The organism is Dyella sp. C9, assembly GCF_003332825.1.
Classification (GTDB): Bacteria; Pseudomonadota; Gammaproteobacteria; order Xanthomonadales; family Rhodanobacteraceae; genus Dyella.
The window spans coordinates 19,008-29,113 of the sequence record NZ_QIRF01000026.1; the positions used below are offsets into that span (position 1 = coordinate 19,008).

The window sequence follows — 10,106 nt, forward strand, 5'->3', positions numbered from 1 at the left end:
CACCCCTCAAAGCGCAAGGGCTGGAAGAGGGCCAAGTGGGTCAACGACGTTCTTCGACTATCTCGCTGCAGCGAGACCGCAAGTAATCGCGCAGGAGCTGGATGGCCGGCGTCAACAGAGAGCGGTGGGCACACACTAGGTTCAGCGGAACGGCCTCGCCATAGACAGCGGGAAATAGTTCCAGCAGACGCCCCGCCCTTATATCCGGCAGGAGATCGATGCGCGATTTGTATACAACACCGCGTCCGGACACGGCGAGGCGGCGCACCACGTCGGCATCATCGCTGACGAGATCGCCAGTAACAGCCACGGTCCTCACGCCGTTGGGAAGATTGAAGCGCCACCTGTCGTAAACCTGGTCGCCCCAGACGAAGCGAAGACAGTTGTGGTCCTGAAGGTCTTCGGGTGTGTTGGGACGTCCATTCGCACTAACGTAAGCCGGAGAGGCGCAAAGCGCGCGCCGATTGTCATTGCTGAGCGGCTGCGCGACGAGTCCGGACTCTACGAGGGGGCCGTACCGAATAGCGGCATCCAGCGGCAAGCGATAAAGGTCGGCCACGCGATCGCTGATGTGCAATTGCAGATGCAGCCGTGGGTGCTGGTCTTGAAACCCTTCCAGCCACGGCAGCAAGATGTTGCGCCCAAGGTCTGACGGCGCCGAGAGGCGCAATACGCCTCTAATTTCCTGGCGCGCGAGCGCCAATGCCTGCTCGCCATCCGTGATGGCTTCCAGCGCGGCGCGCGCATGGGGAAGGTATCGCTCGCCATCCTCGGACAAGCGTAGGCTGCGGGTTGAGCGTACAAACAACCTCACACCCAAGGCGTCTTCCAGACGCTGGACCGAGCTGCTCGCCAACGCGGGCGTCATATCCAGCCGCTTGGCCGCGGCGGAAAAGCTACCGGCATCAGCAGTTTCGACAAACACCTGAATGTCGTCTACGCGCATGATTTTCGCCGAAACGCCGAAAGTGTTTCCACGTTTATCCGATTGCTTGCTGGAAGCAAATAGCGAACGCTTTGCACACCACAGACCGGTCGCAACGAGACTTTATGGAGAGTGCTCGTCGATGGCAACGGCATCTCGGCCAATCCTTGGTGAGGTATCTGTGAACCTGCGCCCGTTCTCAACACGCCGGACCGCTGTGAACACCGTGTCCGGCGCCAACCCAACGCAAGACGTGTCACGGTCGAGCGGTGTCGATGTCTCAGAACCGTTACACACGCTGAGCCTGGCAACTGACTATCGGGAAGCCAACACCCCCATCGTCAGCCTCCTGGAACGTGCCGGTGACGTCCGCAAGCTCCACTGCCGCGACGCCCGAAGGCTTCTTGCCATCGGCTACCTCTGGCAGGGTGATGTCGACGGCGCTGTCTCCCTGGTTTGCGACATGCTCTGCCATCCGGCACCCGCAGGATTCCGTTCGTTGCTTCATCTTCTTCTACAGTTCGGCCAACAGAAGGCATCTGCGGTCAAGGTCAGTCCGGAGGGACATTGCGCCGACTCTCCCCATCAATCTCCCATGCCAGGTCTGCTGAGCGACAAGGAGACCGCGGTTCTTCGCTTGATTGGGAAAGGGCATAGCAACAAGAGCATCGCGCGCGAGTTGAACATCACCCCTGAAACGGTCAAGTGTCACGCAAAGAAGATCTTCTTCAAGTTATCGAGCCATACGCGTGCGGAGGCCGTGGCCCGCGCTTTGGCGATAGGAATCCTGTAGGACTGCCTTGCAAACGCGAATATCGGGTGGGGGTAGTGACCCTGCAGAAATTACGTGCGCTGGCGGTGCCGACGGGGCGGGGTACGTTTGCGCCGCGCTGGTGCATCTAGCGCCGCGCGAGCGCTCAGGCGTGTCAACCATTGGATGGAACTGCATGGTGCGGCAGCCCATGGTGAAGGCGCCATGGAGTGCCGTACGGACGATAGTCCCTCTGGACCGCTCGATCCATTCGGCAATCAGGCTTGCATGCCTGGCCACATGACGTGGCAAGCGCGGAGGTATGGCTCGGTGTGTTGCCACCGCAGCCAAACGCAGCGGAAGAAGAACCGTTATGGTGAGACCCCCCATCAGGGGGATGGGTGAGGGTTTCCCCCAAGGGCACACTCAACCCTTCACGACGCACCGTCACACGTCGATGAACGGGAAAAGTGACACGTTTACATCCGTGACCTGATCCGGCGCGTGCCGGTCATTATCCCCGCCTTTATCTGCTACCCGGAGTGTGGACATGGGCAAGAAAGTCGCTGAAATCATTGTTGAGGTGTTGGAGCAGGCCGGTGTTGAACGTTGCTACGGCATTGTCGGAGACACCCTCAACTTGTTTGCTGAGAATCTCGACAAAAGCTCCATCGAGTGGGTGCATGTCCGTCACGAAGAAGCGGCCGCGTTTGCAGCGGGCGCGGAGGCTCAGCTCACTGGCAGGCTGACTGCGTGTGCCGGATCCTGTGGCCCGGGTAGCCTTCACTTCATCAATGGCTTGTACGAAGCCAATCGCAATCGCTCGCCGGTGGTCTTGATCGCCAGCCAAGTCATGAGCAGCGAACTCGGGTTTGAATTTATCCAGGAAGTCGATTTCAAGTCGCTCTTCAAGGAATGCTCGGTTTACTGCGAACAGATCTACACGCCTGAACAAGCGCGAAGGAAGGCGGTGGCCGCGTGCCAGGCCGCGATCTCGTTGAAGGGCGTGGCGGTTCTCATCGTGCCCGTGGATATATCCCACGGTGAAGTAAGGGATGACTTCCCCTATCGCGTGCACCACGCCAAACCGCTCGTTCGGCCAAACGACGAGGAAATTTCCGAGATCGCCAAAATCCTGAACGCCGGCGAAAAAATCACCATTTACGCCGGCTCCGGTTGTGAAGATGCACTCGAAGATATCAAGGCCGTGGCGGACAGGCTCAAGTCACCTGTGGCCCATACGTCGCGTAGCAAGGATGTGTTGGCGCATGACAATCCTTATAACGTCGGGATGACCGGCATCCTGGGTAACGAAGCGGGATACAACGCCATCCTTGAATGCGACACGCTGCTTTTGCTGGGCGCCGATTTTGCCTGGCGCCAGTTCTACCCCGATCACGCCAAGATTGTGCAGATCGACATCAGGCCTACGCACTTGGGTCGGCGCCACCACGTAACGCTGGGTGCTGTGGGCGACGTAAAAGCAACGTTGCAAGCCTTGCTTCCGCTTCTGGAAGAAAACCCGGACGAGTCGTTTCTGGTGGAATTCGTCGAGCGCCACAAGAAGGTCATGGAGGACACGCAAAAGCACCTCAAGCCCGGCCATGACGACACCATCCCTGCCTCAAACCTGATGTCGCGCATTAACGAGTTTGCGGCCGACGACTCTGTGCTGGCTGCCGACGATGGATCGCCCATTGTCTGGGCGATTCGCCATTTCGACGCCAACGGTAAGCGGCGCATCTTTGGCAGCCTGCTCCACGGTACGATGGCGTCGGCCCTTTCAAGCTCGCTGGGATTAAAGAAAGCTGCGCCTGATCGCCAGGTTATTGCCTGTTGCGGTGATGGCGGCCTGACCATGCTCTTTGGTGAACTGATCACGACCGTCCAGGAAAACATTCCGGTAAAGATCATAGTGTTCGATAACGGCAAGCTCGGTTTCGTGGAGATCGAGCAGAAAGCCGAAGGTATCCTGGACACTTTCACCAAGCTAAAGAATCCGGACTTCGGCAAGGTGGCGGATGCTATCGGACTTTGGGGAAAGACGGTGAACAAAGCCGCCGACCTCGATGGTGCGATCCAGGAGTTGCTGGCCCAGCCAGGTCCCGCACTGCTCAACGTCATCGTCAATCAGTTGGAACTGGTAAAGCCTCCAATGATCGAATTGAAGCCGGTCATGGGCATGGCCCTGTATTCGACACGCGCCATCCTTCATGGGCGTGGCGCGGATGTGCTGGAAATGATCCGCGAGAACATCTGAGGTTTATGGCCTGCCACATGCCACCGAGTGGGCAGGCCACTTCCTCCGTCCACCCAATTACCTTGCTCCACCGGGGCCCCCGTGGTGCCCTGGTAGAGCCAAGTGGGCGTCGCAGCGCGGCAGGCGTCAGACCTGAGCCTGCCCGCCATCCGCGGCGATTTCTGCGCCGTTGATGAAGCTGGAGTCGTCCGACGCCAGGAAGACGACGGTGCGACCGATCTCCGACGGTTCCGCCAGGCGGCCCATGGGGACCTGCGAAGCCAGATAGGCGAGCAGGCCTTCCTGGGCTTCTTTGCTTTCGCCGGCAAGTTCGGCCAGTCCCGAGGTCTTGGTCGAGCCCGGGCTCACGACGTTGACGCGAATGCCTCGATCCTTCAGATCCAGTACCCAGCTGCGGGCCAGGCTGCGCACGGCTGCCTTGGAGGCGCTGTAGATGCTGAAGGCGGCGATGCCGGTGCTGCCGGCGATGGAGCCATTGAGGATGATGGACGAACCGGCCTTCATCAGCGGAAGCATGGTCTGCACGGTGAACACCAGTGCTTTGACATTGCGGTTGAAGGTGTCGTCGAAATGCTGTTCCGTGATCTGCCCAAGGGGAAGCATGGTGCCGCCACCCGCGTTGGCGAAAAGAATGTCCAGATGCCCCTCCTCGCGCTTGATCAGCTCCGCCAAGGCATCGAGATCTTCCTGTTTGGTCACATCGCCGCGGACACCAATCGCACCTTCACCGATGGCGGCGAGTGCGGCATCCAGTTCCGGCTGGCGCCGTCCGGTGATGTAGACCTTGGCACCTTCATTGAGGAGCTCCAGGGCCGAGGCGAAGCCGATGCCGGTGGTGCCGCCCGTAACCAGTGCAATCTTGCCCTTCAGTCGCTTGCTCATTTCAGTTCTCCAATCGGTGGACGAGTAGTCGGTGGTTGAATTCGGTGGGAGAACGATAGGCCGGCCGAAGGGGCGGATTAAGATGGGCCGAAGGAAATGACTATTCACTAGAATGAATAATCCGGGTCTCCGGCCCAGCCCGGTTGAGGGTGCTTTCATGGATCAGTTGGCGGCGTTGCGTGTATTTGTCCGGATCGCGGAGTCGGGCGGCTTTGGAAAGGCGTCTGATGCGCTGGATATACCCAGGGCAACGGTCACCAAACACGTCCAGGATCTGGAGCGGCACCTGGGGGTAAAGCTGTTTCTGCGCTCGACCCGCAAGGTCACGGTTACGGACGAAGGAAAGGCCTACTACCAGCGAGCCATCCAGGTGCTCTCGGACCTGGAGGAAATGGACGTTCTGTTCTTGGATGCAAAGCACGGTCATCGGGGCAGGCTCCGGGTTGATATCGGCTCGTCGCTAGCCAACATCATCTTGCTGCCGCAGTTGCCCGCCTTTCGGAAGGCTTTTCCCGACATCCGGCTCGAGCTAGGGGTGAGCGACCGACATGTCGACCTGGTGGGCGATGCCGTCGACTGTGTCATCCGAGGCGGCGAACTCACCGATACGTCGTTGGTGGCTCGCCGGATCGCCAGTCTCGATTACGTCACCTGCGCCAGCCCGCAGTACCTCAAAGCCCATGGCGTGCCCACCCATCCGGATGATCTTCGCGAAGCGTTCGATACGGTGGGCTATTTTTCATCACTTACCGGCCGGCCGTTCCCCCTGCTGTTCAACCGGGAGGACGATCAGCTGGAAGTTGATCCCAGGAGCACGCGAGGCATCTTGCTCAACGAAAGCACCGCGCACGTCAATGCACTCGTGCACGGATTGGGCGTCGGTCAAACGTTCGGGTTCATGGCCAGGCCCTACCTTGAGAGCGGTCGGCTGATCCAGGTGCTTCCGGAATGGACCCGTCCGCTTCATCCAATCCACATCGTGTTTCAGCGCTCGAAACAGGAAAGCGCACGGCTGCGCGTATTCATCGATTGGGCGGCGAAGATATTCAAGCCCTTTGACCACCACCCCGGTGCTCGCTAGCGGGTGTTCTACGGCGTCTCTGTGGTCAAATAGGATAGGGCTTGGTTACACAGCGCTGAGGTGACATTCCGCCCCAACTATGCGGGATGGTGGCGGTCAATCCATGTGAGATCACGTACGGCGTTATGGATAGAAGCGGAAAGTGAACCTGACCACGTTTCGGTGACCCCGTTTCGTTTGAAAGCCCCCGCCAGCCAAGGGCCGGGGGCTTTTGGGCAGTGGACGCGGTTACCCGCAGCGCGTTGTCGTCGGTGTTGGGTACGCGCCTCCCGAGTCAGCGCATCTGCCCGCTGTTACCTGATGGTTGGCTGATCACGCACGGGAAGCTCGATGTAGCTGCTCGGCAGCCAACGTAAGGACAGGGCATCTCCGGCATCGCGGACGGTTTCGTCACTGACGTCCTTGCCGCTGCCATAGTTGATCTGCCTGCCGGCTCCCTTGATGACCCCCAGCACCATGACCAGGCGGCTGCCCGCTTTAAGCTGGCGGCTCATCAGGCGGCTACTTTCGAAGACGAGGTGTTGTTCGCGTCCGGGCAGCAAGAGCCGGCGCTGCGTACGATCGTCCGCGTAGCTCGCACGGGTCCAGTACTGGCTGAGTTGTACGTACTGCCCTTGTGCCGTGAGTTCGAACAGGTCGATCTCTACGTCGAAATCCTTCTTGTTGGTCACGAAGTCCAGTTGGCCGGAGAACAGTCCGCTCAGTTCGATAGATGTGTCGAAGGGCTGGCTGACGAACTGCAGGGCATGGCGCGTATCGATCGCGCTGTCCACCACGCCGCCACCGAGAGGATCGGCATCGGTATCGCTTCGATCGGCAAGATCTACGGTGAGCGAAATGGCGGCACCTTTTCCATCGGAAGGCTTCTCGTCGAGCCGATGGACAGGGCCAGGCGCCAAGCCGCCATCGAGATGGAGACGCAAGCGGGTGTTGCCCATGGCGGACAGCGACGGCGCGTGCTTCCAGACATTCGCGCCAGTTACCTCATAGTTGACCATGTCGCCCAGCAGTGCCGGCTTTGGGCCCCGTTTGAAGACATAGTCGAACCACTGGTAGCGCAATTCGTACATGTCGAGCTGCGCGACCGGGTCCACGCTCAAGCCCGCCAGGGTGTCCATCAGGTTGCCCTGATCGTCGAGCACGCCGTACTGGGCGCCGATATGGTGATAAGGCCCGATGAGCAGATAGTGCTCGGACGCGGGCGCGTACTTTTCCAACTGCTGGAAGTAGTAGATCGCCGCGCCGGGGCCGCCGTAGTAATAGCCCGCCACCAGCAGCACGGGCAGGGTGACGCGCGAGAATTCCGTGCCGTATGGAATCATGCCCTGCCAGTAGGCATCGTAGGACGGGTGCGAAAGCCATTCGTCGAAGGTGGGATTTGGCGTCCCGTCGATCTTGTCCAAGTCGCGGTAGGCACGGCCGCTGGCGTACCAGGCGCGGTCCAGCTGCCGCCAATGCCCTGCGTTGCCGTAAGTGGCCTTGTCGTTGAACTTTGCGTTGAGCGTGTAGAACGGCCACGGATAGACGAAATTCCAGAACACGTTGCCTTCCATCGGCACGTCGATGCCCGGTGCAACGGGTGTGCTAGGCATGATCGCCTTCAGCGCCTTGGGCATGCGCTTGGCCGCGGCCCACTGGGTAAAGCCTTCGTAGCTGCCCCCGTACATGCCCACGCGGCCGTCGCTCCAGGGCTGGTGGCTGATCCAGTCGATCAAAGCGCTGGTGTCGTCCGCGTCGGTCAGATAGGCCGATGGCTTGTTTGGGCTGCAGACCTTGCCGCGCGTGAAGCCGAGCACGCCTGCATAGTTACGTGCCGCGGAAAGTCGTGCCCGGCTCAATATCACCTCGGGAGAGGACGCATAGATCGTGAACTCCAGCAGCGCGGGCAATGGCCCGGCCTTTCTGGGGCGCATGACATAAGCACAGACACTGGCGCCGCCAGCTTCCTTGACCAGGACGTTTTGCTGCGTGAGGTAGCGACGCCCGTCGTCTTCCTTGATGAGGGCAGGGGCAAGCAAGGACGCCTGGCCGAAGACGGTGGCGGTCAGATAGTCGGAAACCAGGCGCACGGCATCGATCTGGCTGATCCCGGCCTTGCCCTGGGTCGCCGCGAGGTCTGCCTGCAAGCTCGCTTGCAGCTCCGCCGGTTGGGTTTCGGTAAAGCTGCGCGCAACCTCCGCGGACGGCCAGTCGTCCAGTGTGGCAAAGCGGTCGCGGAACGCCTTGCCGTAGGCCTTGGCACCGTCGAGATGATCCGCCGCCTCGTTGATCCGCGCGTGCGCGTAGATTTCGTAAGGCACGGTGACCCAGTCCGCGCGGGTGGGGATGACCGCCTGGCCCCGCAAGCGTTCGCGCAGGGTGGCCATGGTGCCCAGAGCCTGCTCGTAGCGGTCCGCGGCCAGTTCAAGACGGAATCGACGATCGAGGCCTGCCAGGCTGGAATCGTCCGGCAGGTCGTGGAGAAGTCGCGATGCCAGCTCCGGCATGGCCCGCTGCAGGGCCGCCGCGTCCATTGGGCCCTGCGGCAATCGCCCGTAGGACTGGGCGAACACCGGAGTAGTGGTGCCGAGAGTGGCCAGCCACAGGAGCACCGTCGCGGCGAGGGGCCGCACCCTTTGGGCCGCGGGTGCGCTTTTGCGCAGGAGCTGCCGGAGCGCTCGTGGGCGTATTAGGCCATGGGCGGGCAGTAACAAGGTGAATGGATTCATTCGACGGTTTCCCCGGGGAAGCGTGTGCGTCCGTGCCGACGGCCGGACGGTGCCTAAGTCACCGGGATGATTCCGTGGAGCGGAGAAAAGCGGGCAGGAAATCGGCGAATGAACCGCTCGGCGCGGTGAACGGTCAAATGACGCGGTCGCGTACGAGCTTGGCGCCAGCGCGGCTGGTGGAAACTGTCTGGCCGGTGTCCATGTGCAGCAGCAGGCGGCCGCCACCCGCGGGTTCTGCCCGGGCGACCCGGTGGATATTGACGATCCACGAACGATGCACCCGGGCGAATCTCGCCGGATCCAGCGACCGGGTGAACTCGGTGAGCGTCATGCGGACCAGGTGCTTGCCGGACTGCGTCCACACCTCGGCATAGTCGTCGGCGCCACCAATGCTCACGACGGTATCGACATCGATGGGTCGAAGCTCGTCGCCGATGCGGACGAAGTAGCGGGAGCGCTCAAGGTCGGTACGGGTGTCGCCCGGCTCTTTCAGCGAGGGCTCCGGCCCCCGAGCGGCCGGGGGGCTGGCATGATCGGGCTGCGCCGATGCTGCGTCGTACCCGGCCGGGGTGATCGGCCCGGCAGGCTGGGCTGGCGTTTCGGTCTGCAGGGGCAGCGCCGACGCGGTGACGTAGCCGCCGTGCAGCGCCTGCAGATAGGACATGGCGGCAATGAGCGCATAGGTCGTTACGTTCTCCAGCGTTTGCCAGGCCATGCCGCTGACCGGGAAAGGCTTCACCAGGAAACCCGCGGGACCGCCGCCATTGAACACGCCAAGGAGCACGATCAACAGGCCATAGCAAAGGCCGGAGAACGCCGCGCAAAGCGGAAGATGGATTCCCAGCTGGACGAGGGCAGGCTTGCCGATCAGCTTGCGCTGGATGACGCGACGTACCCAAGCCCCGAAGATCACCACGGGTATCGTATTGGCGAGCCCTCCAAGCAGGCTTTCGCGCAGGCCGACATGCAAGGCCAGCCGGATCGTAACGGTGTAGGCCGCAAACACGCCCGCGATCGCCAGCAGATCGAAATACCGCTGCTTCATCCTCTCCCTCGACCATAGACCCTGGTTCGCACCGGGGAGCGTGCAGCGTTATGGCAGCCGCTTCAAGCCTTCGGGCCATCTCCAGCGTCGGGGCTTGCCAGATCGGGGCGCTGCCGCGGCGGCATGGGCCATGTCCGCGGTGGGAGGAATATCGAAAGGCGAGTGTCCGCTTCGCACCCGGAGCCGGCCCAAGGGGAGGGGCCCGATGGGGTTCGGCATATGCGACCGTTTCATTCTGGATGTCGAGCGCGAACCGGGAGCCGACTCTGTTCGCGCAGAAGGCCCTGCCGGGCTTATCAAATCGCATCTCGCTGCGAACGCTGCGTTGCTGGATGTTACTGTGTGACTGTATGGCGTTAGGTCCGCTTTCGACCCGTAGCGGACCTCAGCGCCTCCATAAACTTGGATGCAACGATGAATGTGACGAATCAGGGGTGTCGTTGATGGCGAGCTT

General features: G+C 61.3%; 7 protein-coding genes. 3 read left to right on the top strand and 4 right to left on the bottom strand.

Annotation, left to right across the window (positions count from 1 at the left end; genetic code table 11):
- Positions 1 to 40 precede the first annotated feature (40 nt).
- The gene (locus tag DVU99_RS19250) at positions 41 to 946 is read right to left on the bottom strand and encodes a LysR family transcriptional regulator (RefSeq protein ID WP_232823670.1); all 906 of its coding nucleotides are present in this window, start codon (positions 944 to 946) and stop codon (positions 41 to 43) included.
- On the opposite strand from DVU99_RS19250, the gene DVU99_RS19255 reads away from it, so the two are divergent.
- Positions 945 to 1,718, top strand: coding sequence for a helix-turn-helix transcriptional regulator (locus tag DVU99_RS19255; RefSeq protein ID WP_157971493.1), 774 nt, complete (start codon positions 945 to 947; stop codon positions 1,716 to 1,718). The two genes, DVU99_RS19250 and DVU99_RS19255, sit on opposite strands and share 2 nt — an antisense overlap.
- A gap of 508 nt (positions 1,719 to 2,226) precedes the next feature.
- Positions 2,227 to 3,936, top strand: coding sequence for a thiamine pyrophosphate-dependent enzyme (locus DVU99_RS19260; RefSeq protein WP_114241854.1), 1,710 nt, complete (start codon positions 2,227 to 2,229; stop codon positions 3,934 to 3,936).
- 126 nt (positions 3,937 to 4,062) lie between these two features.
- Here the strand turns inward: DVU99_RS19260 and DVU99_RS19265 are convergent, their stop codons facing one another.
- Entirely contained in the window at positions 4,063 to 4,818 is a 756-nt protein-coding gene (locus DVU99_RS19265) for an SDR family NAD(P)-dependent oxidoreductase (RefSeq protein WP_114241855.1), read from the bottom strand.
- 157 nt (positions 4,819 to 4,975) lie between these two features.
- On the opposite strand from DVU99_RS19265, the gene DVU99_RS19270 reads away from it, so the two are divergent.
- A complete protein-coding gene (locus DVU99_RS19270) occupies positions 4,976 to 5,899 on the top strand; it encodes a LysR family transcriptional regulator (RefSeq protein ID WP_114241860.1) in 924 nt (307 codons plus the stop codon).
- 293 nt (positions 5,900 to 6,192) lie between these two features.
- Here DVU99_RS19270 and DVU99_RS19275 read toward each other — a convergent pair whose 3' ends face one another.
- Positions 6,193 to 8,607: a CocE/NonD family hydrolase gene (locus tag DVU99_RS19275; RefSeq protein ID WP_114241856.1), complete on the bottom strand. Its 2,415-nt coding sequence runs from the start codon at positions 8,605 to 8,607 to the stop codon at positions 6,193 to 6,195.
- A gap of 133 nt (positions 8,608 to 8,740) precedes the next feature.
- Positions 8,741 to 9,652, bottom strand: coding sequence for a LytTR family DNA-binding domain-containing protein (locus DVU99_RS19985; RefSeq protein WP_198670395.1), 912 nt, complete (start codon positions 9,650 to 9,652; stop codon positions 8,741 to 8,743).
- Positions 9,653 to 10,106 lie beyond the last annotated feature (454 nt).

What these genes read in the sequence shown, in the direction of transcription:
- DVU99_RS19255 (WP_157971493.1), top strand. Translation starts at nt 945, where the DNA reads ATGATTTTCGCCGAAACGCCGAAAGTGTTTCCACGTTTATCCGATTGC.
- DVU99_RS19265 (WP_114241855.1), bottom strand. Translation starts at nt 4,818, where the DNA reads ATGAGCAAGCGACTGAAGGGCAAGATTGCACTGGTTACGGGCGGCACC.
- DVU99_RS19985 (WP_198670395.1), bottom strand. Translation starts at nt 9,652, where the DNA reads ATGAAGCAGCGGTATTTCGATCTGCTGGCGATCGCGGGCGTGTTTGCG.
- DVU99_RS19260 (WP_114241854.1), top strand. Translation starts at nt 2,227, where the DNA reads ATGGGCAAGAAAGTCGCTGAAATCATTGTTGAGGTGTTGGAGCAGGCC.
- DVU99_RS19250 (WP_232823670.1), bottom strand. Translation starts at nt 946, where the DNA reads ATGCGCGTAGACGACATTCAGGTGTTTGTCGAAACTGCTGATGCCGGT.
- DVU99_RS19275 (WP_114241856.1), bottom strand. Translation starts at nt 8,607, where the DNA reads ATGAATCCATTCACCTTGTTACTGCCCGCCCATGGCCTAATACGCCCA.
- DVU99_RS19270 (WP_114241860.1), top strand. Translation starts at nt 4,976, where the DNA reads ATGGATCAGTTGGCGGCGTTGCGTGTATTTGTCCGGATCGCGGAGTCG.